A 26,265-nucleotide genomic window follows, 5' to 3' on the forward strand; every position below is an offset into this window, starting at 1 on the left:
CGGGCCGGTTCTCCCCGGCCGGCACGGGGCGCTCCACCCGAGGAATCCGCCATGACCACCACCGGCTCCCCCCGGCCCGGCGGGGACACCGTCGCCGCGCTGACCATCGACGTCGACGCCCACTCCCCCGTCCTGGCCCGCTCACGTCGCTACGCCGCCCACACCGGCACCATGTCGCACCAGCAGTACGGCGTGGACGTCGGCGTACCCAGGCTCCTGCGGCTGCTGGACGAAGAAGCCGTCCCCGCCACGTTCTTCGTCCCCGGCTGGGTCGCCGAACACCACCCCGGTCTGACCGCCGCCATCCTCGAACAGGGCCACGAAGTCGCCCACCACACCTACGCCCACCGCCCGCCCGTCGAGATGACCGACGACGAGCAACGCGCCGACTTCACCCGCGCGCTGGAGGTCTTCGCGGCGCAGGACGTCCCCGTCGAGGGGTTCCGGGCCGCGAACTGGCAGTCCAACGAGACCACCTGCCGGCTCGTCGCAGAACACGGCCTGTACGACTCCTCCCTCATGGGGCACGACCGGCCCTACCGCGTCACCACCACGGACGGCGGCCGGTTCGTCGAACTCCCGCCGCACTGGTCGCTCGACGACTGGGAGCAGTACGCTTTCCTGCCCGACCCCCACGTCGGCTCCGTCATCCAGGCGCCGCACACCGTCCTGGCCATGTGGCGCGACGAGCTCGACGCCCACGCCCGACACCAGGCGCTGTTCATGCTCACCCTCCACCCCGAACTCACGGGGCGCCCGGCCCGGGCCGAGGCCCTGAGATCCCTGCTCGCCTACGCCCGCGGCCGGGGCATCCGCTTCGCCCACTGCGCGGACATCGCCCGCGCCGCCGCAGCCGACCCGCACCTGACCACCCACTCCACTGCCCCGCCCACCGCCGACGCGTATCCGGCATAGCGCCCCGGGAGCCCGATGCGGCAGCAACACCCGGGCTCTGCCTGCTCAGCCAACCGAGGCCGTCTGCGTGAACCAGCCCGCCGCCGCTGCGCCGACCTCCGCCAGCGCACCCTGCTGCGGGAACAGGTGCGTCGCGCCCGGGAGCACGCGCAGCTCGTGCGGCACGGTGAGCCGCTGCGCGGCCCTCTCCGTGAGCCTGACCACGCCGTCGTCCTGGCCGCCACGAACAGCAGCACCCGCTCCCGTACCGGGCGTGTACAACAGACGGTGGAACTGGATCATGGAGTGAAACCGAATGACTGATGTTGTACCCGAGGTTGAGAACATGGTGCTCTCGCTGTCCGCCAAGGGCCTCACGCACGGCGAGCTACTGCCCGACGAGCCCCGGCTGCAGCACCTTCGTGAACAGCACCGCGCCGCCCTCCTCGCGAAGCCGCACCGTCAGCTCGCGGCTGCCGCCGTCGATCAGCACCTCGCCGTAGAACTGGAAGCCCTGGCTGGGCGCCACGTTGCCCGTCTGCGGCGCCTTGAGGAACACCCGCTCGGGCCCGAACGTGCCGTCCAGTGCGCTGCCCGGGAAGGCGCCCGCGTGCAGCGGCCCGGTGACGAACTCCCAGAAGGGGGCGAAGTCCTTGAACCCCGCCCGCGCCGGGTCGTAGTGCTGCGCGGAGGTGTGGTGCACGTCCGCGGTCAGCCACACGGTGCCGGTGATCCGCCGCTGCTTGACGTGCCGCAGCAACTCGGCGATCTGCAGCTCACGCCCCAGCGGCGCGCCCGGGTCGCCCTGCGCGACGGCCTCGACGTTCGTGCCGTCCGGTACGACCAGGCCCAGCGGCATGTCGGAGGCGATGACCTTCCACTCCGCGCGGGAGCGCTGCAGCTCCCTCTTGAGCCAGGCCAGCTGCTCGCGCCCGAGGATGCCGTGGACGTCGTCGGGGGCGAGCCCGTCGGAGTTGGCGTTGCGGTACGTGCGCATGTCCAGCACGAAGACGTCGAGGAGCGGCCCGTACGAGACCGTGCGGTAGACCCGCCCGGCGCCGTCGGCGCCCAGTGCGGGCACCGGGAAGTACTCGGCGAACGCGCGCCGGGCGCGGGCCGCGAGCACGTCGGCGCGGCGCTCCGTGTAGCGCGCGTCGGTGAGGATCTCGCCCGGATACCAGTTGTTGACCACCTCGTGGTCGTCCCACTGCACCACGATCGGCACCTGCGCGTTGAAGCGGCGCACGTTCTCGTCGAGCAGGTTGTAGCGGAAGTTGCCGCGGTACTCGGCGAGCGTCTCGGCGACCTTCGACTTCTCCTCGGTGACCAGATTCCGCCACACCGTGCCGTCGGGCAGCGGAACCTCGGCGCTCAGCGGCCCGTCGGCGTATACGGTGTCGCCGCTGTGCAGGAAGAAGTCGGGGTCGAGGCCCTGCATCTCGGCGTACACCCGGTAGCCGCCGCGGTCGGGGTTGATGCCCCAGCCCTGTCCCGCGACGTCGCCCGACCAGACGAAACGCACGTCCCGGCGGCGCCCCGGGGCCGTACGGAACGTGCCCGCGACCGGCTCGCCGGAGCGGCGAGGGTCGTCCGCGTCCTCCAGCACCACGCGGTAGTGCACCTGCTCGCCGGGCGGCAGCCCGTGCAGCCGTACGGTGCCGGTGTAGTCGGTGCCGGGACCGAGCAGCGGGCCGCGGCGGCGCTGCACCGTGCGGAAGGAGTCCGTCGCGGAGGTCTCCACGACCATCCGCGCCGGGCGGTCGGCGCGCACCCACACGGTGCCGCCCTGGGCCGTCACATCGCCCACCTGTACGCCCCACGCCGCCCCCGGCCGGCCGGCGAGCGCCTGCGCGGGCGCGCCGCCGGACAGCGTGGGCACCGCCAGCGCGGCGGAGGCCGCGAGGCCGCCGCGCAGCACCGACCGGCGCGCGGGGCCGCCGCTCGTTCTCTCTCCCGTGTTCACCTGGTCTCCCGTCGACGTGCGGATCTCGTGCGCCGTCAGACCTACCGGCGTGTGTTGCCCGTAGCACGAACGACAAGTGAACAACTGCCCCTGCGATGCGGGAAGTGCGCCGCGCGGGGGAGGGCGTCCGGGAGCGGCCGGATTGGACAGGGGGGTGTCTCGTCAGGTGATATGGAGGGGTGGCTTACGGCACCGAGCTAGACGTCTTCGAGGAGCACCGATCCGTCCTGATGGGCGTGGCGTACCGCATGCTCGGCGCCTTCGCCGACGCCGAGGACGTGGTGCAGGACACCTGGCTGCGCTGGTCGGCCGTGGACCGCGACCAGGTCCGCGACGCGCGGGGCTACCTCGTGCGCATCACCACCCGCCTCTCCCTCGACCGGCTGCGCCAGACGCAGGCGCGGCGCGAGGCGTACGTCGGCTCCTGGCTCCCGGAGCCGCTGGCCACCGACCTGCTCGGGGACACGCCGCCGGACAGCTCGGAACGGGCGCTGCTCGCCGAGTCGGTGACGCTGGCGATGCTCGTGGTGATGGAGTCGCTGTCGCCGCTGGAGCGGGCCGTCTTCGTGCTCCGGGAGGCGTTCGGCTTCCCGCACGCGGAGATCGGCGCGATGCTCGACCGCTCCGAGGAAGCCGTGCGCCAGCTCGCCGGCCGCGCCCGCCGGCACGTCACGCAGCGCAAGCCGCGCTACGACGTGGACACCGCCGCGCAGCGCGACATCACGGAACGGTTCCTCGAAGCCGCCGCCGGCGGCGACCTGGAGGGGCTGATGGCGCTGCTGGCCCCGGACGTGGACGTGATCTCCGACGCCGGGGGCAAGGCGAAGGCGCCGCGCCGCGTCATCGAGGGCGCCGACAAGACGGCCCGCATCTTCATCGGCAGGGCGGGCGGCATCCAGGAAGTGCCGGAGCCGGAGCTGGTGTTCCGCGAGATCAACGGCCAGCCCGGGCTGCTGCTCCTGTCGAAGGGCGAGCCGGACACGGTCATGGTGCCGCAGCTCCGGGACGGCCTGATCGCCCGCGTCTACGTCGTCCGCAACCCGGACAAGCTCCGCGGCGTCCGCGCCTAGCCGCCTCCGCCACGGCGGCGGAGGCGGCCGGACGAGGGTCTAGGGTCTCTCTTCGATCTCGCGTCGTTCGCCCGCAGGGCGGGCGGGGCAGGGGGCACCGCCCACGCCCCCGGGGCGCAGGGGGAGTCTGGTGCGTGCGATCGCAAGGCGGACGGCCGACCGCATAGCGGGCCCCTTCGGCCGATCCCGACAACGCAGCGAGCGTGCGTGCCAGGCTCCCCCACAGCGCGCTGCGCGCACGTGGGCGGTACCCCCAGCCGCAGACGGGAGATTGAAGAGAGGCCCTAGCTAGAGCCCGCCGGAGACCCGCAGCACCGCGCCCGTGGTGTACGACGCCTCCGCGGACAGCAGCCACGCCACCGCGCCGGCGATCTCCTCGGGCTCACCGGGGCGGCGCATCGGCACCCGCTCCGGGTTGCGCCACGGCCGCTCGGGGTCGCCCATCGCCGCGTGCATGTCGGTGACGGTCATCCCGGGCTGCACGGAGTTGACGCGTACCCCCTCGGGCCCCAGCTCCTTGGCCAGACCGACCGTCATGGTGTCCACGGCGGCCTTGCTCGCCGCGTAGTGGACGTACTCCCCGGGGCTGCCGAGGGTGGCCGCGCCGGAGGAGATGGTGACGATCGCGCCGCCGCCGCCACCGTGCCGGGTGGACATCTCGCGCACCGCGCGCCGGGTGCAGATGAACGTGCCCATGACGTTGACGTCGAACACCCGGCGCATCACGTCGAGGGACGTCTCGTCGAACCGGCCCAGCGGCCCGGTGATCGCGGCGTTGTTCACCAGCGCGGTCACCGGCCCCAGGCGCTCGCGCGCGGTGTCGAACAGGGCGTCGACCTGCTCGGGGTCGCTGACGTCCGCCCGTACGGCCACGCACGCCACCCCTTCGGCCCGCGCCTCCGCCGCCACCCCCTCCGCGGCGGCCTCCGCCCGCTCGTACGCGAGCGCCACGCCGTGACCGGCGCGGGCCAGTCTCCGCACGATCGCCGCGCCGATGCCGCGGCTTCCCCCCGTGACCACCGTGACCTGGTCCATCGCTGCCTTTCCGCCGTCCGTCGGATCGCCGGACGGACCGTACCCCAGGGGCATTGGTCTTGACCAAGTCCGGGTGGCGTCCTACTGTCGGCGAGAGATACTGCAACAACCTTTCATAAACAACCGCGCAAAAAGGCGGCCAGGCCGACGGGGATTGCGAGGATCAGGTGGGGACCACGCAGCCGGACACCGTGACCGAGCTGAAGTACTGGCATCTCAAAGGTGTGATCAGCGAGGCGCTGGAATCGGAGTTCTCGGTAGGGGAGATTTTGCCCAACGAGCGCGAGCTGGCGGCCCGCTTCGGCGTCGCCCGCGCGACCCTGCGGCAGGCGCTCGACCAGTTGGAGCTGGAGGGCCGGCTGCAGCGCAGGCGGGGCGTCGGGACGACCGTCGCGCCGCCGCGCGTCGGCGTGCCGGTGGGCTCCCCGCGCGAGATGTGGCCGGGCGAGGCCGACGACGGCTGGGAGGCCGTCGACGCCTCCGCGGTCGCGGCCCCCGCGGCCGTCGCGCGCATGCTCGGCACCGACGCGACGGAGCCGGTGCACCGGGTGCACCGCTCCCGCAGCCGCAACGGGCAGCCGGTCGCGGCCGAGCTGATCTACGTGCCCGGCGACTCCGCGCCCGGCTTCAGCCGCGGCGACTCCTCCGCCGGCGCCGCCCGCGCCCGCGCCGTGCTCCACGAGCTGCACCGGCTGCCGCTGGAGGGCCAGGACCGCACCGTCGAGCTGGGCTCGGCGCGCGCGGAGGACGCCCGCGAGCTGGACCGGCTGCCGGGCGCCCCGGTGCTGGTGGTCACCACGCGCTACGTCTCCCGGGGGCGTACCGCCGCCGTCGCGGTCTCGACGTACCGCGCGGACACCTGCCGGCTCACCCTCGACGCGGACGCGGCGGTGCTGGCGAGCTGAGCCGCCACCCGGAGCGTACGGACCGGACGGGACGCCCCGCGCGGACCGGGAAGCGGCGGCCGGACGGCCGGGCCGGGAGCGCATACCCCGTCCGGCCGGCGGCCCGCCGGCTCACCGCCGCGCCGTGACCGTGCTCTCCACGGCGAACAGCTCCTCGTCCAGGTGGTCGAGGGCCAGCCGCAGCGCGCCCGTGGCCACCGCCGCCTCGCCGAGCAGCGACAGCACGACCTCCGGGGGCCTCAGGCAGTAGCGGGCCAGCTCGGCGTGGAGCGGCTCCAGCACGTCGTCCACGCCCGCCGCCCAGCCGCCGATCACCACCAGCTCCGGGTCCAGCGCCAGCACCAGCGCGGCCACGTCGTGCACCAGCCGCTGCATGAACCGGTCCACGGCCCGGCGCGCCCGCTTGTCGCCGCCCTGCGCCAGCGAGAAGACCTCCGCCACCGCCGGCTCGTCCAGCGGGTGCAGCGGCTCCCCGGTGACGCTGAGCAGCTTCTCCGGCGTCGCCTCCCGGCCCAGCAGGTGCAGCGCCCCGATCTCGCCCGCCGCCCCGCCGAAGCCGCGGTGCAGCCGCCCGCCGATCAGTGACCCCGCGCCGGGGCTCAGTCCGGCGCGGACGAAGACCACGTCCGCCGAGTGCCGCGCGGCGCCCTTCCAGTGCTCGGCGACCGCGGCGGTGTTCGCGTCGTTCTCCACCAGCACCGGGCAGCGGAACGAACGCCCCAGCCGCTCGGCGAGGTTGAGGCCCGTCCAGCCGGGCAGCGCCGTACTCAGCCGCACCGTGCCGTCCGCCTCCACGATGCCGGGGCTGCCGACGCCCACCGCGCGCAGCGTGCTGCGCGCCACGCCGTTCCTGCGCAGCACCTCCTGCACCACGGTCCGTACGTTCGCCAGCCGGTCGCCGGCCTCCGCGGCCTCGTCCACGGTGCGCAGCGCCGAGCCGCGCAGCCGGCCGTCGAGGTCGGAGAGGAGGACGGAGACCCGGTGCGGGCCGATCTCGATGCCCAGCAGATGGCCGGACTCGGCGTGGAAGCGGAACTTGCGGGCGGGCCGGCCCTGGCGCCGGGTCGTGCCCTCCTCGGCCGGGGCCTCCACCACCAGGCCGCTGGCGGCCAGGCCCTCCAGCACGCCGTCCAGGGTGGGCCGCGAGAGTCCGGTGGTCCGCACCAGTTCGGTCAGCGTCGCCGAGCCCGCGTCGCGCAGCGCACGCAGGACGACGGCGGAGTTGATCCGCCGCAGCAGGGACGGATCCCCGCCGGTGAGCTGCGCCAACGTCAGCCTCCCTGAGCGTGCTTCCGGATAGCGGATCGTATCCGCTATCCGGCCGCACCGGGAGCGACGAACCCCGACTCGTAGGCCGTGATCACCGCCTGCGTCCGGTCCCGGGCTCCCAGCTTCGCCAGGAGCGCACTGACGTGCGATTTGACCGTCTCGGTGCCCAGCACCAGCTCCGCGGCGATCTCGGCGTTCGTCAGCCCGCGGGCGATCAGCCGCAGCACCTCGCCCTCCCGTTCGGTGAGCCGCGCCGCCGCCAGCGCCGCGCGCGCCTCCTCGTTGCCGTGCCCGGCGGCCAGCGACCGCAGCGCGGCCGGGAAGAGCAGTGACTCGCCCTCGGCGACCAGCCGCACCGCGTGCACGATCTCCGCCGGCCGGGCCCGCTTGAGCAGGAACCCGTCGGCGCCGGCGCGCAGCGCCCCGTACACGTACCGGTCCTCCTCGAAGGTGGTCACGACCAGGATCTTCGGCGGCTCGGGGAAGGCGCGGAGCACGGCGCGGGTGGCCTCGATGCCGTCCATGAGCGGCATCCGTACGTCCATCGCGATCACGTCCGGCGCCAGTCGCCGCACGAGGGGGATCACGGCCGCACCGTCGGCGGCCTCGCCGGCCACCTCGATGTCCGGCTGCGCTTCGAGGATCGCCCGCAGCCCGGCGCGGACCAGGGCGTCATCGTCGACGAGGAGGACGGAGACGGGCACGGCGTCAGCGTATCGGCAGGGTGACCCGCACCCGCCACTCGCCGTCGGACGGGCCCGCGACCGCCTCGCCGCCGAGCAGCGCGGCCCGCTCGCGGATCCCGCGCAGACCGCTGCCGCCCGGCCCGGGAGGCGCCGCCGCGGCGGGCAGCCGGTTGCGTACGTGCAGTTCGAGACCGCCCGCCGAGGCCGCGATACGGACCCTGACCGGCACCGGGCCCGCATGCCGCAGCACGTTCGTCAGGCACTCCTGCACGATGCGGTAGCCCTCCCGCGACACCGGCCCCGGCACCGACTCCAGCGGCCCCTCGATCTCCGCGCTGATGTCCGCCCCCGCGCCGCGCGCGGAGGCCACCAGCCGCTCCGCCTCGGCCAGCCCGGGCCGCCGGGACGGCGGCGCGCCCTCCTGGCGCAGCAGCCGCAGCACCCGCTCCAGATCCTCCAGCGCCTCCCGGCCGGTGTCCTCGATCGCGGCCAGCGCCCGCTCCGTGAACTCCGGCGACCCCGCCGCCCGCGCGGCCCCGGCCTGCACCACGGCGACCGTCAGCGCGTGCCCGATGGTGTCGTGCAACTCGCGGGCGAGCCTGTTGTGCTCCAGCAGCCGTTCGGTGCGCTCCTCCAGCGCGGCCAGCCGCTCGGCGGCCGAGGGCCCGAGCAGCCGGGGCGCCAGCGCGGCGATCAGCACGCCCAGCGCGCAGCCGGTCGCCAGCAGCACCGCCACCGCGACCGGGACGAGCAGCGGGTACGACCCGTGCCACTCGCCCGGCAGCGCCAGGACCTCCTCTTCGAACGACCGCCAGTGGTGCGCGGAGGTCAGCGCCACGGTCAGGAAGATGCCCTGGATGCCGACCACGGCGGCCAGCAGCCCCACCCACATTCGCAGCGCCAGCCAGACGAAGACCCGGCCGCGGTCGGCCCACGAGACGGCCGGCGTGCGTGCGAGCCCCGGATCCGGCTGCGCCTCCGTGCCGTGCGGACCCGGGAAGAGCAGGAGCCGGGCCTGCATCGTCTCCAGGAGCCGGGTGCCGGGGATGGCCGCCGCGACGGCGAGCAGCGGCACCGGGCCGAGGGCGAGGACGGCATAGCTGACCACCGGGTGCACGTCCTCCACGCCCCAGACGAAGGCGCCCAGCAGGGCCAGCGTCGCGGCGATGAACAGGTGCAGCCAGCGCGTGTACGTCACCGCCCGCAGCACCGGCCGCAGCGGGCGGAGGAGGTGTCGGGGAGAGGGTGGCACGCCGACCATCGTGCCAGCGGCCTCCGGCCCGCGGCTCCCCCGCGCGGGGGAGGGGCGACCCGCGCGCGGGGGAGGCCCCGGCGCCGCCCCGACCGGCAGCGTGGCCCGTATGACAGCAGCAACCGCCATCGACGTCCGCGAACTGACCAAGGACTACGGGGATGTCCGGGCGCTCGACGCCGTGACCTTCACCGTCCGTCCCGGCCGGGTCACCGGCTTCCTCGGCCCCAACGGAGCCGGCAAGTCCACCGCCATGCGCCTCGTCCTCGGCCTGGACCGGGCCACCTCGGGCACCGCCGCCGTCGGCGGGCGGCCGTATCCGGAGCTGGCCGAACCACTCCGGCACGTCGGCGCCCTGCTCGACGCGCAGGCCGCCCACGGCTCCCGCACCGGCCGCGCCCATCTGCGCGCGCTGGCCGCGAGCAACGGCCTGCCGGACGTCCGCGTCGACGAGGTGCTGCGGCTGACCGGGATCGAGTCCGCCGCGGGCCGCCGGGTACGGACGTACTCGCTCGGCATGCGCCAGCGGCTCGGCATCGCCGCCGCGCTCCTCGGCGACCCGCCCGTGCTGCTGCTGGACGAGCCGTCCAACGGGCTCGACCCCGAGGGCATCGTGTGGATCCGGCGGCTGCTGCGCGGGCTCGCCGACGAGGGCCGCACCGTGCTCGTCTCCAGCCATCTGATGGGGGAGACCGCCGCGTTCGCCGACCACCTCGTGGTGCTCGGCCGCGGCCGGCTCCTCGCCGACGCGCCGCTCGCGGAGTTCGTCGAGGGCAACTCCGGCGGCCTGGAGCAGGCGTACCTCCGGCTGACCGCCGGCGCGGCGGAGTTCACCAGCGAGACCCGGGAGGTCTGAACGATGACTGCCACCGCCGTGCTCCGCGCCGAGTGGATCAAGATCACGACCCTGCGCGGCACCGTGTGGTCGCTGGCGTGCGTGCTGCTCGTCACCGCCGGCTTCGGCGTCCTCGCCAGCGCCGCACTCGGCGGCGCGGAGACCGTCGACGGCGACTTCGACCCGCTGTTCTCCGTCCTCACCGGGGTGGGCCCGGGGCAGATCGCCGCGATCGTCTTCGGCACGCTCGCCGTGTCATCGGAGTACCAGAGCGGGCTGATCCGCGCCACGCTGGCCGCCGTGCCGCGGCGCGGGCTGCTCTACGCGGCCAAGCTGACCCACGTCGGGGGGCTCACGTTCGCCGTCGCGCTGCCCACGACGCTGCTGTCGTTCCTGATCGGCGGCGCCGCGCTCGGCGACCGGGCCCTGGGCCTCGGCGACGACGGCGCGCTGCTCGGCGTCGTGGGCGGCGCCGCCTACCTCACGCTCATGGCGCTGCTCGCCGCGGGGCTCGCCGCCGTACTGCGGAGCGGCATCGCGGTGCTGGGCATCCTGATCCCGTTCGTGCTGGTGGTGTCGATGGTGCTCGGCGTCGGCTCGTCGGCCGGAGTCGCGGACTACCTGCCGGACCGGGCCGGGCAGCAGGTGCTCTTCGCCGACCCGCCGGGCGGCCTCCAGCCGCTCGCCGGGCTGGCCGTCACGGCGCTCTGGACGGCGGCGGCGGTGCTGGCCGGCTGGTGGACGCTGCGGCGGCGGGACGCGTAGCGCTGCGGTCGGCTACGGGGCCGGGGCGGATGGCGTCACAGAATCGCCCCGGGCGCGTACCCCGCCGCCTCCGGATGCCGCTTGACGACCTCCTCGACCCGCGCCGCCACCGCCGCCACCTGCTCCCCGGCGGCGCCCGTGAACGACAGCCGGTCGGCCATCAGCGCCTCCAGCCGGTCCCGGTCCAGCGGGATGCGGGCGTCGGCGGCGAGCCGGTCGAGGAGTTCGTTGCGCTCGGCGCCGCGCTCGCGCATCGCCAGGGCCGCGGCGACCGCGTGCTCCTTGACGACCTCGTGCGCCTCCTCCCGGCCGACCCCGGCCCGTACCGCCGCCATCAGCACCTTGGTGGTGGCCAGGAACGGCAGATAGCGGTCCAGCTCGCGGGCGATCACCGCGGGGAAGGCGCCGAACTCGTCCAGCACCGTCAGGAACGTCTCCAGCAGTCCGTCGAGCGCGAAGAACGCGTCCGGCAGCGCCACGCGGCGCACCACCGAGCAGGACACGTCGCCCTCGTTCCAGGTGTCGCCGGCCAGCTCCGCGGTCATCGAGGCGTACCCGCGCAGGATGACCATGAGGCCGTTCACGCGCTCGCAGGAGCGGGTGTTCATCTTGTGCGGCATCGCGGACGAGCCGACCTGGCCCGGCTTGAAGCCCTCGGTGACCAGCTCGTGCCCGGCCATCAGCCGGATCGTCTTCGCCAGCGACGACGGCGCGGCGGCGACCTGCACCAGCGCCGCGACCACGTCGTAGTCCAGCGAGCGCGGGTAGACCTGGCCGACAGAGGTGAAGGCGCGGGCGAAGCCCAGGTGGCCGGCGACCCGGCGCTCCAGCTCCGCCAGCTTCGCGGCCCCCTCGTTGCCGCCGCCGAGCAGGTCGAGCATGTCCTGCGCGGTGCCGACGGGGCCCTTGACGCCGCGCAGCGGATAGCGCGCGAGCAGGTCCTCGACCCGGCCGTAGGCGGTCAGCAGTTCGTCGGCGGCGGTGGCGAACCGCTTGCCCAGCGTGGTGGCCTGCGCGGCGACGTTGTGCGAGCGGCCGGCCATGACCAGCCCGGCGTGCTCGCCGGCCAGCCTGCCCAGCCGCGCCAGCACGGCGACCGCGCGGTCGCGTACCAGTTCCAGGGACTGCCGCACCTGGAGCTGCTCCACGTTCTCCGTGAGGTCGCGGGAGGTCATGCCCTTGTGGATCTGTTCGTGCCCGGCGAGGGCGTTGAACTCCTCGATACGGGCCTTCACATCGTGCCGCGTGACCTTCTCGCGCTCGGCGATCGAGGCGAGGTCGACGTCCTCCAGCACCCGCTCGTAGTCGGCGACCGCGCCCTCCGGCACCTCGATCCCCAGCTCCCGCTGGGCGCGCAGCACGGCGAGCCAGAGCTGCCGCTCCAGGACGACCTTGTGCTCGGGGGACCAGAGGGCGGCCAGCTCCGCGGAGGCGTAGCGGGCGGCCAGGACGTTGGGGATGCGCGGCTTGTTCACGTGGGGAGATTCTACGGGCCTGCCGGGCGGGGTGCGGACGGCGGCCGGCGCCGGTGCCGGTGCCGGTGTCAGGCGTCGTACGGCAGCAGCTCCGGGCGCTTCGGCGCGCGGCCGTCGCCGGAGGAGCGGCCGGTGAGCCGGCGGTGCACCCACGGCAGCAGGTGCGTACGGGCGAAGCGGGCGTCCGCGGTGCGGCGGGTGAACCACGGCGGCCGCGGCGCCGGGGGCGGCAGCGGGCCCGTCCAGTCGTACGCGGGGGTGCCGCCGAGCGTCTGCCAGACGGCCTCGCCGACCCGGCGGTGGCCCTCGGGCGTCAGGTGCAGCCGGTCCTCGTCCCACAGCCGTACGTCGCGCAGCACGCCGGCGCCGTACAGGTCGACGACCAGCGCGCCGTGCCGTGCGGCGAGGTCGTCGACGTGCGCGAAAAGCTGCTCCATCCGCGGCCTCACCCGCTCCAGCACCCGTCCGTCGCGCCCCGGGCTGCGCATGAGCACGAGTTGCTTGCAGCTCGGTGCCAGCTTCGCCACCGCCTCTTCCAGCACGCCGCACACCCGGTCCATGTCGCAGCGCGGCCGGATGGCGTCGTTGAGGCCGCCGACGAGGGTGATGACGTCGGCCTCCATGGCGGCGGCCCGGTCGACCTGCTCGTCGAGGATCTGCCGGATGAGCTTGCCGCGGACGGCCAGGTTCGCGTACCGGAAGCCGGGCTGCGCCGCCGCGAAGCGGGCCGCGAGGAGGTCCGCCCAGCCGCGGTAGGAGCCGTCAGGCCGCAGGTCGGACATGCCCTCGGTGAAGGAGTCGCCGACCGCGACGAAACTGGTGTAGCGCGCGTTCACGTCCGCCGATCCTACTCGCCGCCGCGGGCGTCGCCGCCGGCGCCCGTACCGCGGGTCACGACTCCCGGCCGACCAGCTCGCGGAGCACGTCCTCCATGGTCACCAGCCCCGTCACCCGGCCTTCCTCCCCGGTCACCGCGGCCAGGTGGGTGCGGCTGCGGCGCATGGCGGTGAGCACGTCGTCCAGCGGCGCGCTCGCGCGCACCCGGGCGATGCGGCGCATCGCCGTACGCGGGAACGGCTCCTCGCGGTCGGCGGTGCCGAGGGCGTCCTTGACGTGCAGGTAGCCGAGGATCCGGCCGCTGTCGTCCACCACCGGGAAGCGGGAGAAGCCGGAGGCGACGGAGAGTGCCTCCAGCGCCTCCGGGGTGACGCCGACGGGCGCGGTGACCACGTGCCCGGTGGGCACCACCACGTCGCCCACGGGGCGGCGGCCCAGCTCCAGGGTGTCGCGCAGCCGCTCGGCGGAGCGGTCGTCGAGCAGCGCGGCCTCCGCCGAGTCCGCCACCATGCGGGCCAGGTCGGCGTCGGAGAACGACGCGGCGACCTCGTCGCGGGTCTGCACGCGCAGCAGCCGGAGCAGCGCGTTGGCGAAGGCGTTGACGGTGAAGACGACGGGGCGCAGCGCGCGGGTGAGCGCGACCAGCGGCGGGCCGAGCAGCAGCGCGGAGCGCACCGGGTCGGCCAGCGCCACGTTCTTCGGCACCATCTCGCCGAGCAGCATGTGCAGGTACGTCGCCACGGCCAGCGCGATCGCGAAGGAGATCGGGTGCACCAGCCCGTGCGGCACCCCCATCGCGTTGAAGACCGGCTCCAGCAGATGGGCGATGGCCGGCTCGGCGACGACGCCGAGGACCAGCGTGCACAGGGTGATGCCGAGCTGGGCCGCCGCCATCAGCGTGGAGACGTGCTCGAGCCCCCAGATCACGCGGCGCGCACGGCGGTCGCCCTCCTGGGCGTACGGCTCGATCTGGCTGCGCCGCACGGAGATGAGCGCGAACTCCGCGCCGACGAAGAAGGCGTTGAACACCAGCGTCAGCAGGCCGATGATCAACTGGACGACGGTCATCCGGGCTCCCCCCTGCCGGCGGCCGTACGGCCGCCGCTGCCGCCGGTGCCCTCGTCTTCGCCGTCGTCCGGCTCGGCGCCCGGCGGCGGGGCGTGGAGCAGCACGCGCGCGGCGCGGCGCCCGGCCGCGTCCACGACGTCCAGCCGCCATCCCTCCACCTCCAGCGCGTCCCCGTCGACGGGGATGCGCCCCAGCTCGGTCGCGACCAGCCCGGCCAGCGTCTCGTACGGGCCCTCGGGCACCCGCAGTCCGATCTCCGCGAGCTGGTCGGGGCGCACCCCGCCGTCGGCGTCGAAGAGCATCCGGCCGTCCGGACCCGCGCCGCTGGGCAGCAGGTCGGGCGTCTCCAGCGGGTCGTGCTCGTCCCGCACCTGGCCGATGACCTCCTCCACGACGTCCTCCATGGTGACCACGCCGGCGGTGCCGCCGTACTCGTCGATGACCACCGCCATGGTGCGCTTCTCCGTCAGCCGGTCCATCAGATGGTCGACGGGCAGCGTCTCGGGCACCAGCACCGGCTCGCGCAGCAGCCGGGTCAGCGGGTGGCGGGCGCGGCGGTCGGCGGGGACGCCGAGGACGTCCTTGACGTGCACGTAGCCCAGGACGGTGTCCAGGTTGCCGCGGTAGACCGGGAAGCGGGACAGGCCGGTGGCGCGGGAGGCGTCGACGACGTCCCCGACGGTGGCGTCGTCCTCCAGCGCGACGACCTGCATCCGGGGCGTCATCACGTTCTCCGCCGTCAGCTCCGCGAGCCCCAGGGTACGGACGAACAGCTCGGCGGTGTCGGCCTCCAGCGAGCCCTTCTTCGCGGAGTGCCGGGCCAGCGCCGCGAGTTCCTGCGGGCTGCGGGCAGAGGCCAGCTCCTCGGCCGGCTCCAGGCCCATCAGCCGCAGCACCCGGTTGGCGGTGTTGTTCAGATGGCGGATGAAGGGGCGGAAGACGCCGCTGAACGTGCGCTGGAAGGGCGCGACGCGCTTGGCCATGGCCAGCGGGCGGGAGATGGCCCAGTTCTTGGGCACGAGTTCGCCGACGACCATCAGCACGACGGTCGAGAGCGCCGTGCCCAGCACGATCGCGACGCTGGAGGTGGCCGAGTCCGGTACGCCCGCCGCGCGCAGCGGGCTGTGGAGGAGCGCGGCGACGGACGGCTCGGCGAGCATGCCGACGACGAGGTTGGTGACGGTGATGCCGAGTTGTGCGCCCGAGAGCTGGAAGGTCAGGCCGCGTACGGCCTGGAGCGCACCGGCCGCGCCGCGCTCGCCGCGGTCCACGGCCCGCTCCAGCTCGGCTCGCTCCACGGTCGTCAGCGAGAACTCGGCGGCCACGAACAGGCCGCAGGCCAGGCAGAGCGCCAGAGCCAGGACCAGCAGCAGCACCTCGGTCATCGGGTCACCTCCGTCTCATGATCACGCAGGGTCGCGGGGGCCGCGCGGCGACCGCGGTCAGCCGGCGGCCAGCGGCTTCACCCAGCGGCTCCACTGCTCCTGGCGGACATAGCCCCCGGCGTGCCAGGCGTGGTGCGCCCGCTCGTTGCGGTTCAGCACCATCGCGTCCGCGCGCCGGCCGCCGAAGGCGGCGAACCGCTGCTCCGCCGCGGCCAGCAGCGCCGTGCCGACGCCGCGGCGCCGGTGGCCGGGGTGCACGGCGAGCCGGTACAGGTGGCAGCGCCAGCCGTCGAACCCGGCGATGACGGTGCCCGCCAGCTCTCCGCCGCGCTCTGCCAGCAGCAGCGCGCCCGGGTCGCGCTCCAGCAGCCCGGCGACGCCCGCCTCGTCGTCGCTGACGGACGTGCCCTCCGCCGCCGTCTTCCAGAACGCGAGCACCGCCGGCACGTCCGCGGGCTCCGCGGCCCGGGTGTGGAGATCGTCCATGCCCGGCATCCCATCACCGGGTGCCCGTCCGCGTCGACCCGTATTCGGCGCCCGGCCGGACCGCGGCCGCCGGTGGGCCGGCCCCTGACGGGCCGTCCGGCCGGGCGGCGCGCGGCCACCCGCCCCGCCCGGTCCGCACGAGCGCGCCCGGTCCGCACGAGCGCGCCCGGACCGGACGGCGGTCATTCGTGGGCGATGGCCGCCAGCACGTTGAGCCGGGAGGCGCGCAGCGCCGGCAGCAGCGCGGCCAGCAGACCGACCAGCACCGAGCCGATCACCACGGCGAGCTGCACCGTCCAGTCGATCGCGAAGGCACGCATGCCCTCCAGCGCCAGCACCTCGTGCACCCCGGCGCCCCACGCCAGCCCCAGCACCAGGCCGAGCAGCGCGCCGAACACGGCGATCACGACGGACTCCAGCCGGATCATCCGGCGCGTCTGGCGTCTGGACAGCCCGATGGCCCGCAGCATGCCTATCTCCCGGGTCCGCTCCACCACCGACAGCGCCAGTGTGTTCACCACGCCCAGCACGGCGATGACGATCGCCAGCCCCAGCAGCGCGAAGACCAGATAGAGCAGCACGATGATCTGCTCCCGGATCAGCTCCTTGAAGTCCGCCTGGTCGCGCACCTTCACCTGCGGGAAGGCTTCGAGCCCGCTCTCCAGCGACGCGCGCAGTTTGTCGACGTCGGTGCCGCTCGCGGCGTTGACGAAGACGACGGCCTCCTGCCCGCCGGGCAGGTACTTCTCCAGGGTCTCCATGCCGAGGAAGAAGCCGCCCGCCGCGCCGAACCCGCCGCTCGTCTCCTGCTTGGTGAGCGCCCCGACCGTCAGCTCTGCCTCCTTGCCGTTGGGGAACTCGACCCGGAGCGTGCTGCCCATGCGTATGCCGTGGTCGCGGGCGAACTGCCGCTGCAGGCCCACGTGCCCCGGCGCGAGCGCACCGCCGGTGCTCCCCTGCGCGTACTCCAGCCGGCTGACCTGGTCCAGCTCCTTGTCGAAGGCGCCGGCGCTGGTGCTGGTCTTCTCGCCGTCCGGGAGCGTCACCCGCAGTGGCGCGAACCGCTGGCGCACGACGAGGCCCACGCCGTCGGCCTCCTCGACCCGCTCGGTGACCTCGCGGGGGAACGGGCCGAAGCTGTCGCTCTGCACGAGGAAGTCCGCGCCCAGGGTCCGGTCGATCTCCTCGTCGAAGGACTTCGTCATCGACGCGGCGGCCACGGACATGCCGCCGACCAGGGCCAGGCCCACCATCAGCGCCACGGCCGTCGCGCCGGTGCGCCGCGGGTTGCGCAGCGCGTTGCGCTGGCTGAGCGCACCGACGGAGCCGAAGATCCGCGGGAACCAGCCGCCCACCACCCGGATCACCGGCCGCACCAGCAGCGGCCCGGCCGCGACCACGGCGAGCATCGTCAGCACCACGCCGCCCACCAGCCACACCGCGGAGTCCCGGGTCCGGTCCGCCGTGGCGCAGAGGGAGAACGACAGCGCCCCGGCGACCCCGAGCACGGAGCCGAGCGCCGCCCGCACCCGCATCGGCCGGCCGACCTCGGCGATCTCCAGGTCGGCGAGCGCCGCCATGGGGGAGACCCGCGCCGCACGCCGCGCCGGCAGATACGCCGCGACGAACGTGACGCCCACGCCCACCGCGTACGCGAAGACCGGCGTGACCCAGCTCACGACCATCTCGGCCGCGTCCAGGTTCATCCCCAGCAGGCCCATCGTCTCGATGAGCCCGACGGCCAGGCCGATGCCGCTGAGCAGCCCGAGCGTGGAGCCCGCAAGACCGAGCAGCAGCGCCTCGGTGAGCACCGAGCGGCGGACCTGCCGCCGGTCGGCGCCCAGCGCGCGCATGAGGCCCAGCTCCCGGGTGCGCTGCGCGATGAGCATCGAGAACGTGTTGACGATCAGGAAGATGCCGACCAGCACGGCGATCCCGGCGAAGCCGAGCATCACGTACTTGATGATGTCGAGGAACGTGCCCAGCTCCTCCGCCGCCGACTTCGCCTGCTCGTCGGCGGTCTGCACGGCGTAGTTCCCGTCGAGCGCCGCCTTGACGCGTTTCTTCAGCGCGCCGTCCGACACCCCCGGCGCCGCGTCCACGGAGACCGACGTGGCCAGCGCCGGGCCCGCGGCCTCCCCGTCCCGCAGTTCCGGGTTGTCGAGCAACTGGCGCTGGGCGGCCGCCGTGTCGAGATAGACCACCGTGGCGCCCGGGTTGGTGGTGGTGAACTTCGCGATGCCGACGACCTCGACCTCGAACCTGCCGGGCTGCGCGAGCACGTTGAGCGTGTCGCCGATCCCGATGTTCTTGCGGTCGGCGGTGTCCTTGTCGAGCAGCGCCTCGCCGGCTCCGGCCGGCTCGCGGCCGTCGGACAGCTCCACCGGGCTGCGATCGCTCACGTACCAGTTGGTGGCGATCGTCGGAGGGCCCGTGGTCCGGCCGATCGGCTCGTTCTCCGCGTCGGTGACGGTGAGGTTCTCCACCTCGACGTCGAGGTGGACGGCCTGCACCCCCGGCACCTTCGCCACCTCGTCGGCGACCGACGCGGGCAGCGTCGGCACCAGCCCGGAGCCGAACCCGCGGTTCTGCTCGAACGCCTCCTTCGGCGAGACCGCGACGTCGGCGGCCGTGGAGGCGAAGAGCCGGTCGAACGTGCGGCTGACGGTGTCGGAGAAGATGAGGCTGCCGGAGACGAACGCCACCGACAGCAGCACGGCCAGCGCCGACAGCAGCAGCCGCCCCTTGTGCGCGAAGAAGCTGCGCAGAGTCGCCTTGAGCACGCCCGCCTCAGCTCTTCCTGGTGCCGTCGAAGCGTTTCATGCGCTCCAGCACCGCCTCGGACGTCGGCTGCGGCATCTGGTCCACGATCCGGCCGTCGGCCAGGAAGAGCACCAGGTCGGAGTGGGCGGCGGCGCCCGGGTCGTGGGTCACCATCACCACGGTCTGCGCCAACTGGTCCACCGCCTCCCGCAGGAAGCCCAGCACTTCGAAGCCGGAGCGCGAGTCGAGGTTGCCGGTCGGCTCGTCGGCGAAGATCAGCTCGGGCCGGGAGGCCAGCGCCCGCGCGCACGCCACCCGCTGCTGCTGGCCGCCGGAGAGCTGCGAGGGCCGGTGGTCGAGCCGGTCGCGCAGGCCGAGGGTGTCGATCACCCGGTCCAGCCATCCGGGGTCGGGCTTGCGGCCCGCGATGTCCATCGGCAGCGTGATGTTCTCCAGGGCGTTCAGCGTGGGCAGCAGGTTGAACGACTGGAACATGAAGCCGATCCGGTCGCGGCGCAGCCGCGTCAGCTCCCGCTCGCCCAGGCCCGTGATCTCCTCGTCGCCCAGCCAGATCCGCCCGGAGGTCACCGTGTCGAGCCCGGCGAGGCAGTGCATCAGCGTGGACTTGCCGGAGCCGGACGGGCCCATGACCGCGGTGAAGCGGGCACGGTGGATCTCCACGTCCACCGCGTCCAGCGCCACGACCGCCGTCTCGCCGCTGCCGTACGTCTTCGTCAGCCCGCCGGCGCGGGCCGCGACCCCGGCGGGCCGTTCCGCTTCGCGTCTGTCGAGTGCCGCCGGTGTGGACAATGCCGTTCCCCCATCGGGCTGTGAGCCGGGCGCCGGGTGCGCGTTCCTGTCTCCCCGCCGTACGCCGTGGGTGCGCGGCGGGGACGTGCTGCGAGGCTGCGCGATCGATCGGATCCGCGCCGCCTGCCAGCGAGACTAGGCCGCCGCGGAATCCTGCGCATCCCTCCCGGGTGGCACCTGTGGACAACCCACTACTCCCGCGGGAGGACCGCCTTCTCCTGTGTCCGGCGCAGCCGCCGTCAGCCGCGGAGCGCAGTGCCCAGGACGTGGTACGAGGCCGGGGTCGGCGGCCCTTTCTCCGGCATCCGCACCCGCCGGTACGGGCCCAGCGTGAACCCGGCGGCGGTCAGCTCGCCGAGCACGTCGCGGCCGGAGTGGCAGCCGCCGAGCAGCAGCGGCCACACGGTGCGGTCCGCCGCCCGCTGCACCGCCCGCATCACCCGTCCGCCGGCCCGCCCGTGCTCGTAGAACCGCAGCTCGCCGCCGGGACGCAGCACCCGGCGCAGCTCGCCGAGCGACCGCGGCACGTCCGCGACCGAGCAGAGCACCAGCGACGCGACGGCGGCGTCGCACGACCCGCTCTCGACCGGCAGCTCCTCCGCCGTCCCCGGCAGCACGTCCACCCGTACGTCCGCGCGCAGCGCCGCCTCAGCGGCGAGCCGGCGCAGGTGCCGCTCCGGCTCGATCGCGACCACCTCGGAGACGGCGGGCGGGTAGTGCGCGAAGTTCAGCCCGTTGCCCGCGCCGATCTCGACGACCCGGCCCGACAGGCCGGTCAGCAGTTCCTTGCGCACCTCGGCGACCCCGCCATGCTGCTCGGCGGCCACGCTGAGGCGGGCGTAGAAGCGCGCGAAGTACGGGTGGTACACGGCGTCCTGCGCCGCGCGCGTCGGTGAGGGCATGCCGGCCTCCTGACGGGGGGGTCAGTGCGATTGTCCCCTCCCGGACCCGCCCGGGGCCTGCCGGGCGCGGAAGCCGTCCGCGTCCCAGTGCCCGCCGAGCGCGGGGGCCAGCCACCCCGGGGCGGCGGCGCAGAAGGTCTCCGGGCCGTACGCGCCGGCGCCCTCGGGGACCGCGCCCAGCAGCGGCACCCGCGCCGTGGCCGGCAGGTCCGCCAGGTTGCACCGGGCCGCCAGGTCCGGCGCCGCCGGCCAACTGCCGACCACCGCGCCCGGGCACGCGAGACCGCGGCGGCGCAGCGCCTCCGTGGTCAGCTCGGTGGCGTTCAGCGTGCCGAGCCCGGCGGCGGCCACGACCAGCACCGGCGCCGCCACCAGGCGCGCCACCTCGGCCAGCGTGCCGCCCGCGTCGTCCAGCCGCACCAGCAGCCCGCCCGCACCCTCCACCAGCACCAGGTCGTGGTCGTGCCCCAGCTTCTCCACCATCCCCGCCGCGTCCGCCGCCGTCAGCGGCGGCAGCCCCGCGCGCCGGGCGGCCGTCGCCGGGGCCAGCGGCTCGGGGAAGCGGGCCAGCTCCACGGCCCGTATGCCCGGGACGAGACGCGCCGCCTCGTCGGCGTCCCCGGGCTCGCCTTCCGCCACGCCGGTCTGGGCCGGCTTGAGCACGGCCACCGAGCGGCCCCGTGCCAGCGCCGCGGCGGCCACGGCGGCGGTGACGATCGTCTTGCCGACGCCGGTCGAGGTGCCGGTGACCACGAGCACGCTGCCCATCGCGCCGCCCCCCCGGCCCGTCAGCCGGCCGCCGCCGCGGCGCGCACGGCGGCGCAGATCCGGGCGAGGTCGGCGTCCCCTGTCACGTACGGCGGCATGGTGTAGATCAGATCCCGGAACGGGCGCAGCCACACCCCCGCCCCGACCGCGGCCCGGGTGGCGGCGGCCATGTCCACGTCGTGGTCCAGTTGGACGACGCCGATGGCGCCCACCACCCGTACGTCCCGTACCCCCGGCAGTTCCGCCGCCTCTGCCAGGCCCTCCCGCAGCCCGCTCTCGATGCGCTTGACGTCCTGCCGCCAGCCGCCGTCGGCGAGCAGGTCGAGCGAGGCCAGGGCGACGGCGGAGGCCAGCGGGTTGCCCATGAACGTCGGCCCGTGGGCGAGCACCGGAACCTCGCCCCGCGAGATGCCCTCGGCGATCGCCGGGGTGCAGAGCGTGGCGGCCATCGACAGGTAGCCGCCGGTCAGCGCCTTGCCGACGCACATCACGTCCGGGGTGACGCCCGCGTGGTCGGCGGCGAAGAAGGCGCCGGTGCGGCCGAAGCCGGTGGCGATCTCGTCGAACACCAGCAGCACCCCGTGTTCGTCGCACGCCTCGCGCAGCACCCGCAGATAGCCGGGCGCGGTGAAGCGCATCCCGCCCGCGCCCTGCACGACCGGCTCCACGATCACCGCGGCCAGCTCGTCCGCGTGCCGCGCGACGAGGTCCCGCAGCTCGCGCTCGTACGCACCGTCCACCGGAGCGTCGAAGCCCGCGGGCGGCACTCCGGCGAACAACTGCCGCGGCAGCACGCCGGACCACAGCTCGTGCATGCCGCCGTCCGGGTCGCAGACCGACATCGGCTGCCAGGTGTCACCGTGGTAGCCGCCGCGCCAGGTCATCAGCCTGCGCTTGTCCGGCAGCCCGCGCGAACGCCAGTACTGCAGGCACATCTTCACCGCGACCTCGACCGACACCGAGCCCGAGTCGCTGAGGAACACGTGCTCCAGCGGCTCCGGCGTCACCTCCACCAGCCGCGCCGCGAGCCGCACCGCAGGCTCGTGGGTGAGCCCGCCGAACATCACGTGGCTCATCCGCTCCAACTGCCCGCGGGCGGCGGCGTCGAGCGCCGGGTGGCGGTAGCCGTGGATCGCGGACCACCACGACGACATCCCGTCGACCAGCTCGTCCACGCCCCAGGCGGGCTGTGCCAGACGCAGGCGTACGCCCTCGGCGGAGTCGACGACCAGCGGCTCCTGCCGCCCCGGCATGGGCCCGTAGGGGTGCCAGACGTGCTCGCGGTCCAGGTCGAGCAGCCGCCGCGGCGGCAACGGCTCAGGCATTGGGCGGCAGTTCCGTGCCGGCCCCGCGGCGGCGTACGGCCACGAGGTCCGTACGCGCCTCCCGCGGCGGCTCGTCCGCGGCCGCGGGGCCGCCGGCGGGCCCGTCCTCCGGAGCCGGCCCGTCCGCCGCCCGGTGCGGCGGCAGCGTGGTGGTCCCCGCGTCCTCCACCTCGAAGCCGGCGTCCGCGATCATCTCCAGGTCCGCCTTGCCCGCCTGCCCCTCGCTGGTCAGGTAGTCGCCCAGGAACACCGAGTTGGCCAGGTGCAGCGCCAGTGGCTGGAGCGTCCGCAGATGGATCTCCCGGCCTGCCGCCAGCCGCACCTCCACGTCCGGGCAGACGAACCGCACCATGGCGAGGATCTTCAGACAGCGCTGCGGCGTGAGATCCCACTCCCCGGCCAGCGGCGTGCCCTCGAACGGGATCAGGAAGTTCACCGGCACCGAGTCCGGGTCCAGCGCGCGCAGCGCGAAGACCACGTCCACCAGGTCCTCGTCGCTCTCGCCCATCCCCGCGATCAGCCCCGAGCAGGCCGACATCCCGGCCGCCTGCGCCTGCTGCACGGTCCGCACCCGGTCCTCGTAGCCGTGCGTGGTGCAGATGTCCGCGTACGTCGCCTCTGAGGTGTTGAGGTTGTGGTTGTACGCGTCTGCCCCCGCCGCCTTCAGCCGCTCCGCCTGGCCGTCGGAGAGCAGCCCGAGGCAGGCGCAGACCTCCACGTCCCCGTTCTGCTCCTTGATGGCGGCGATGGTCTCCGAGACCCGGTCGACGTCCCGGTCCGTGGGACCGCGCCCGCTGGCGACCAGGCAGACCCGCTTGGCCCCGCCCGCCACCCCCGCGGCAGCGGCCTCGGCCGCCTGGTCGGCCTTCAGCCACGTGTACTTGAGGATCCCCGCCTCGGAACCCAGCCGCTGCGAGCAGTACGAGCAGTCCTCGGGGCACAGCCCCGACTTGAGGTTGACCAGGTAGTTGAGCTTCACCCGGCGGCCGAAGAACGCCCGGCGCACCTTCCCGGCCGCCGCGACGACGTCGAGCACGGACTCGTCCGGGGTGCGCAGCACGGCCAGGGCCTCGTCACGGGTGGGCGCCTCGCGCCGCAGCCCCTTGTCCACCAGCGTCGAAAGCAGGTCCATGGCGCAGATCCTCGCCCACCGCACCGGCCCGGGCCAATGGGGCACCGCACAACGGCCGCCCGAGTCTTCTGTGCTCATCGCCACACCACCGCCTGCCCCCGCGCGCACTACGGTGCAGAAACAGCCCGCCGAGCCGAGGAACCGCATGCCCCGTCACGCCTTCGACTGGATCGATGCGCAGGCCGAAGAGCGGCGGCGCGCCGGTCTCGTACGCACCCTGCGCCCCCGCGCGCACGATGCCCCGCTGCTCGACCTGTGCGGCAACGACTACCTCGGCCTCGTCCGCCACCCCGAGGTCACCGCCGCTGCGGCGGCCTCGGCGCGCCGCTGGGGCGCGGGCTCCACCGGCTCCCGGCTCGTCAGCGGCAGCACCGCGCTGCACGCCGAGTTGGAGGCCGACCTCGCCGACTTCTGCGGTTTCGAGGCCGCGCTCGTCTTCTCCTCCGGGTACGGGGCAAACCTTGCGGCCGTCACCGCTCTGAGTGACCGCGGCACCCTTGTGGTCTCGGACGCGGGCAACCACGCCTCGCTCATCGACGGCTGCCGGCTCTCCCGGGCCGACGTCGCCGTCGTGCCGCATGCCGACGCCGAAGCGGTGGCCAAGGCGCTCGACGGCTTCGCCGGGCGCACGCTGGCGGTCTCCGACGGGGTCTTCTCCGTCGACGGTGACGCCGCGGACCTGCCCGCGCTCGCGGCGACCTGCCGCGCGTACGGGGCGGGGCTGCTGGTGGACGACGCCCACGGGTTCGGCGTGCTCGGGGCCGGCGGGCGCGGCTCGCTGCACGCGGCGGGGCTGGCGGGCGCGGCCGACGTCGTCGCCACCGTCACGCTGTCCAAGGCGCTGGGCAGCCAGGGCGGCGCGGTGCTGGGTCCCACGCGGGTGATCGAGCACCTGGTCAACACCGCCCGCACGTTCATCTTCGACACCGGCCTCGCCCCCGCCGCCGCGGGCGCCGCCCAAGCATCGCTGCGCCTGTTGCGCCGCGAGCCGGAGCGGGCCGCGGCGGCCCGGCGGGTGGCGGCGGCGCTGCACGGCGGGCTGACGGCCGCCGGGCTGACGGCCGTACGCCCGGACGCGGCGGTGGTGTCGGTACGGGCCCCGGCGCCGGAGGCGGCCGTGGCGTGGGCGGCGGCGTGCCGCGAGGCGGGGGTGGCGGTCGGCTGCTTCCGCCCCCCGTCGGTCCCCGACGGCATCTCGCGGCTGCGCCTGACCGCCCGCGCGGACCTCACGGAAGAGCAGGTGGACACCGCGATCGAGACGGTGGTGCGCACGGCGCCCGCGTCCTAGGCGTACGCGGTCCGCGCGCCCCCGCTGAACTCGCCGTCCTTGACCGCCGCGACGAACGCCCGCCACGCCTCGGCCCGGAACAGCAGCGCAGGACCCTCCACACGGGTAAAGTCCCGCACGGCGAGCAGCCCGGCGGATTCTGGCCCCACGGGATAGGCGGCCTCGACGCAGTTGTTCGCCCCCGTACTGTGCGAACTGCGCCGCCAGCGGAAGCCGTCGAGTGCCGTACTGCAGGAGACGTACCGAGGCATTGAGGTCATGGTGCCTCCTTTGCGCCCGCGCCGAGCGCGGCTATGAACGACAGGGACTCCTCGTGCGAAAGGGCGCTTGCCTGCAGCGAAGCAAAGGTGGTCTCATACGCCCGTAAGTCTTCTTTCCTTTCGAGGTGAAGGCTACTCATCAAATGGTCGACAACGACCACGTCGAGATCAGAACTGCGCGAATAAGAGAAGATAACGAAAGGTCCGGTGAGGCCCACGTGCTCGCCGGCAGAAAAGGGCAGGATCTGGACGTGTACGTACGGAAGCGCCCCCATCCGCCCCAAGTGGTGCAACTGCTCCGCCATCACCCCCGGACCGCCCACGTGCCGCCGCAGCACCGCCTCGTCGAGCACCGCGTGCAGATGCGGCGGGTGCGTCGCGCGCAGCACCGCCTGCCGGGCTATCCGCACGTCCACCAGCGACTCCACCTCCCGCGGCGCCGCGTTCGCGACGGCCGCCCGGGTCACCGCCAGCGCGTACCGCCGCGTCTGGAGCAGCCCCGGGACCACCGACGTCTCCAGCGTGCGCACCGTGGTCGCCTCCGCCTCCAGGCTGATGAAGTCCCGGTACGCGGCCGGCAGCAGCTCGCGGTACTCGCTCCACCAGCGGTCCTCCCGGCACTCGTGCGGCGCCGTGGCCGGGGTCTCCAGCAGCGTGCGCAGCTCGGGCTCGGTGACGCCGTAGGCGTCGAGCAGCCGGGCGACGTCCGCGGCCTTGGCCGCCGACCTGCCCGTCTCTATCCGGCTGATCTTCGACTGGTGCCAGCCGACCAGCTCCGCCGCCTTCCCGCTGGTCAATCCCGCGTTGCCGCGCAGCCTGCGCAGCTCCGCGCCCAGCTTGGCCCGGCGTACCGCCGGCTCATCGCGCACGACGCCCCTCCCGGCTGCTCGGCCGAACGCGTGACAACTGGCCAGTCGGCCGCCCAAATACTGTCTCTCGCGGCAGAGTTCACCGCTTCGAGCGACTGATATATGCATAACCTGGTGGCGGTCTCGCGCTCCGGGCACGATCGATGGCACCGTGGCGCGAACAACAACCTGAAGCGGTCCTCGACTTCACCGGGCACGCGTCGGAGTCCGGCACACGCGTGCG

The 26,265-nt window shown here is 74.3% G+C and carries 25 protein-coding genes; 6 read left to right on the top strand and 19 right to left on the bottom strand.

Annotated elements, in window-relative coordinates:
* Positions 1–51 precede the first annotated feature (51 nt).
* The gene (locus tag FB457_RS07180; RefSeq protein ID WP_047014352.1) at positions 52–915 is read left to right on the top strand and encodes a polysaccharide deacetylase family protein; all 864 of its coding nucleotides are present in this window, start codon (positions 52–54) and stop codon (positions 913–915) included.
* 45 nt (positions 916–960) lie between these two features.
* On the opposite strand, the gene FB457_RS07185 is transcribed toward FB457_RS07180, so the two are convergent.
* A complete protein-coding gene (locus FB457_RS07185) occupies positions 961–1,119 on the bottom strand; it encodes a hypothetical protein (protein ID WP_486588946.1) in 159 nt (52 codons plus the stop codon).
* A gap of 163 nt (positions 1,120–1,282) precedes the next feature.
* Positions 1,283–2,812, bottom strand: coding sequence for an alkaline phosphatase D family protein (locus FB457_RS07190; RefSeq protein WP_145781317.1), 1,530 nt, complete (start codon positions 2,810–2,812; stop codon positions 1,283–1,285).
* A gap of 275 nt (positions 2,813–3,087) precedes the next feature.
* Between FB457_RS07190 and sigJ the strand changes: the two genes are divergently transcribed.
* Entirely contained in the window at positions 3,088–3,927 is an 840-nt protein-coding gene (sigJ, locus tag FB457_RS07195; RefSeq protein WP_253911568.1) for an RNA polymerase sigma factor SigJ, read from the top strand.
* Between the two features lie 288 nt (positions 3,928–4,215).
* Here the strand turns inward: sigJ and FB457_RS07205 are convergent, their stop codons facing one another.
* The gene (locus FB457_RS07205) at positions 4,216–4,962 is read right to left on the bottom strand and encodes an SDR family oxidoreductase (protein ID WP_047014348.1); all 747 of its coding nucleotides are present in this window, start codon (positions 4,960–4,962) and stop codon (positions 4,216–4,218) included.
* A gap of 167 nt (positions 4,963–5,129) precedes the next feature.
* Here FB457_RS07205 and FB457_RS07210 point away from each other — a divergent pair, with 167 nt between their 5' ends.
* Complete coding sequence (locus FB457_RS07210; protein WP_047014347.1) at positions 5,130–5,867, top strand: GntR family transcriptional regulator; 738 nt, start codon at positions 5,130–5,132, stop codon at positions 5,865–5,867.
* A gap of 111 nt (positions 5,868–5,978) precedes the next feature.
* Here FB457_RS07210 and FB457_RS07215 read toward each other — a convergent pair whose 3' ends face one another.
* From FB457_RS07215 to FB457_RS07225, 3 genes are read right to left on the bottom strand one after another with little or no spacing between them, the layout of a single operon-like run.
* Positions 5,979–7,136 (bottom strand): ROK family transcriptional regulator, encoded by a 1,158-nt coding sequence (locus FB457_RS07215; protein WP_047014346.1) that lies wholly within the window; start codon positions 7,134–7,136, stop codon positions 5,979–5,981.
* A gap of 44 nt (positions 7,137–7,180) precedes the next feature.
* Positions 7,181–7,840 (bottom strand): response regulator transcription factor, encoded by a 660-nt coding sequence (locus FB457_RS07220; protein ID WP_047014345.1) that lies wholly within the window; start codon positions 7,838–7,840, stop codon positions 7,181–7,183.
* 4 nt (positions 7,841–7,844) lie between these two features.
* Entirely contained in the window at positions 7,845–9,074 is a 1,230-nt protein-coding gene (locus FB457_RS07225; RefSeq protein WP_253911111.1) for a sensor histidine kinase, read from the bottom strand.
* A 109-nt stretch (positions 9,075–9,183) separates the two neighbouring features.
* Here FB457_RS07225 and FB457_RS07230 point away from each other — a divergent pair, with 109 nt between their 5' ends.
* Positions 9,184–9,930 (top strand): ATP-binding cassette domain-containing protein, encoded by a 747-nt coding sequence (locus FB457_RS07230; RefSeq protein ID WP_145781216.1) that lies wholly within the window; start codon positions 9,184–9,186, stop codon positions 9,928–9,930.
* A gap of 3 nt (positions 9,931–9,933) precedes the next feature.
* A complete protein-coding gene (locus FB457_RS07235) occupies positions 9,934–10,674 on the top strand; it encodes an ABC transporter permease (protein ID WP_047014343.1) in 741 nt (246 codons plus the stop codon).
* A 35-nt stretch (positions 10,675–10,709) separates the two neighbouring features.
* Here FB457_RS07235 and purB read toward each other — a convergent pair whose 3' ends face one another.
* The 11 genes from purB to bioB form a co-directional block, all read right to left on the bottom strand.
* Entirely contained in the window at positions 10,710–12,149 is a 1,440-nt protein-coding gene (gene purB / locus FB457_RS07240; RefSeq protein WP_145781218.1) for an adenylosuccinate lyase, read from the bottom strand.
* 68 nt (positions 12,150–12,217) lie between these two features.
* Positions 12,218–12,985, bottom strand: coding sequence for a GDSL-type esterase/lipase family protein (locus tag FB457_RS07245; protein ID WP_145781220.1), 768 nt, complete (start codon positions 12,983–12,985; stop codon positions 12,218–12,220).
* A 55-nt stretch (positions 12,986–13,040) separates the two neighbouring features.
* Positions 13,041–14,054 (bottom strand): CNNM domain-containing protein, encoded by a 1,014-nt coding sequence (locus FB457_RS07250; protein WP_145781222.1) that lies wholly within the window; start codon positions 14,052–14,054, stop codon positions 13,041–13,043.
* Positions 14,051–15,439 (bottom strand): hemolysin family protein, encoded by a 1,389-nt coding sequence (locus FB457_RS07255; RefSeq protein ID WP_145781224.1) that lies wholly within the window; start codon positions 15,437–15,439, stop codon positions 14,051–14,053. The genes FB457_RS07250 and FB457_RS07255 overlap by 4 nt, the downstream gene beginning before the upstream one ends.
* Before the next feature lie 57 nt (positions 15,440–15,496).
* Positions 15,497–15,925 (bottom strand): GNAT family N-acetyltransferase, encoded by a 429-nt coding sequence (locus FB457_RS07260; protein ID WP_186461940.1) that lies wholly within the window; start codon positions 15,923–15,925, stop codon positions 15,497–15,499.
* A gap of 182 nt (positions 15,926–16,107) precedes the next feature.
* A complete protein-coding gene (locus tag FB457_RS07265; RefSeq protein WP_145781227.1) occupies positions 16,108–18,708 on the bottom strand; it encodes an ABC transporter permease in 2,601 nt (866 codons plus the stop codon).
* A gap of 7 nt (positions 18,709–18,715) precedes the next feature.
* On the bottom strand, positions 18,716–19,498 hold the full coding sequence (locus FB457_RS07270; protein ID WP_047014337.1) for an ABC transporter ATP-binding protein: 783 nt from the start codon (positions 19,496–19,498) through the stop codon (positions 18,716–18,718).
* Between the two features lie 239 nt (positions 19,499–19,737).
* Positions 19,738–20,400 carry a class I SAM-dependent methyltransferase gene (locus tag FB457_RS07275; RefSeq protein WP_047014336.1) on the bottom strand — a complete coding sequence of 221 codons (663 nt, stop codon included), beginning with the start codon at positions 20,398–20,400 and terminating at the stop codon, positions 19,738–19,740.
* A 21-nt stretch (positions 20,401–20,421) separates the two neighbouring features.
* A complete protein-coding gene (gene bioD, locus FB457_RS07280; protein ID WP_047014335.1) occupies positions 20,422–21,168 on the bottom strand; it encodes a dethiobiotin synthase in 747 nt (248 codons plus the stop codon).
* Positions 21,169–21,188: 20 nt separating this feature from the next.
* Entirely contained in the window at positions 21,189–22,493 is a 1,305-nt protein-coding gene (locus FB457_RS07285) for an adenosylmethionine--8-amino-7-oxononanoate transaminase (RefSeq protein ID WP_047014334.1), read from the bottom strand.
* A complete protein-coding gene (gene bioB, locus FB457_RS07290; protein ID WP_145781229.1) occupies positions 22,486–23,625 on the bottom strand; it encodes a biotin synthase BioB in 1,140 nt (379 codons plus the stop codon). The genes FB457_RS07285 and bioB overlap by 8 nt, the downstream gene beginning before the upstream one ends.
* 145 nt (positions 23,626–23,770) lie before the next feature.
* Here bioB and FB457_RS07295 point away from each other — a divergent pair, with 145 nt between their 5' ends.
* Positions 23,771–24,913 (top strand): 8-amino-7-oxononanoate synthase, encoded by a 1,143-nt coding sequence (locus FB457_RS07295; RefSeq protein WP_047014332.1) that lies wholly within the window; start codon positions 23,771–23,773, stop codon positions 24,911–24,913.
* Here FB457_RS07295 and FB457_RS07300 read toward each other — a convergent pair.
* Complete coding sequence (locus FB457_RS07300; protein WP_145781231.1) at positions 24,910–25,173, bottom strand: DUF397 domain-containing protein; 264 nt, start codon at positions 25,171–25,173, stop codon at positions 24,910–24,912. The two genes, FB457_RS07295 and FB457_RS07300, sit on opposite strands and share 4 nt — an antisense overlap.
* Positions 25,170–26,042: a Scr1 family TA system antitoxin-like transcriptional regulator gene (locus tag FB457_RS07305; protein ID WP_145781233.1), complete on the bottom strand. Its 873-nt coding sequence runs from the start codon at positions 26,040–26,042 to the stop codon at positions 25,170–25,172. The genes FB457_RS07300 and FB457_RS07305 overlap by 4 nt, the downstream gene beginning before the upstream one ends.
* Between the last annotated feature and the right edge of the window lie 223 nt (positions 26,043–26,265).

The organism is Streptomyces sp. CNZ287, assembly GCF_007827615.1.